The sequence below is a fragment of the Halarchaeum acidiphilum MH1-52-1 genome (assembly GCF_000474235.1).
GTDB lineage: Archaea > Halobacteriota > Halobacteria > Halobacteriales > Halobacteriaceae > Halarchaeum > Halarchaeum acidiphilum.
This window is the reverse complement of record NZ_BATA01000165.1, coordinates 1-516: the sequence shown is the minus strand read 5'-3', so window position 1 is coordinate 516 and position 516 is coordinate 1. Positions and strand designations below refer to the sequence as shown.

The 516-nt window shown below is 66.7% G+C and carries 1 pseudogene; it reads left to right on the top strand.

From position 1 onward, the window contains the following. Nucleotides 1-395, top strand: a pseudogene (locus tag AOZ13_RS13695) (radical SAM protein); the annotation flags it as partial. Nucleotides 396-516: the final 121 nt, after the last annotated feature.

Below are 516 nucleotides of genomic sequence, written 5' to 3'. Positions count from 1 at the left end.
CTTCAGGACGGCCACATGAGCGCCGTCGAGGGATCGAAGGACGCGATTCTGGAGGAGATGGCGAGCCACGAGAAGGTCTACTTCTGCACGAGCGTCTTCAAGGACGCCGCCCAGCATCGCAGTCGCCTCAAGCGCATGGCGGAGAACGTCCAGCGCGACTTCGACGAGGTGACCGACGACGGCACGCTCGTCTACGGGAAGACGTACACGTCCCCCTCCCACTTCGCCGACCTCGGCGCCCCGACGAGTTCTACACCGCGAAGACGAACCACATCGAGGTCGCGTGGTGGCTCCTCGAGGAGATGATCGAGGACGGCGACGTCGAGGACGGGGAGATCGTCGAGCAGTACCCGACGTACGACGGACAGGTCGTCGAGCGGACGCCCCTAGCGTAGGTCGCGAGCGGAGCGAGCCCCCTTTTTGGTCGAGACCCGATCGTTCACTCGGCGAGGTCTGCGGGCGGCCCGCCCGGTAGCCCGTCGCGGCCGTGGGGCGCGAAGAAGTCCGGATCGGGAC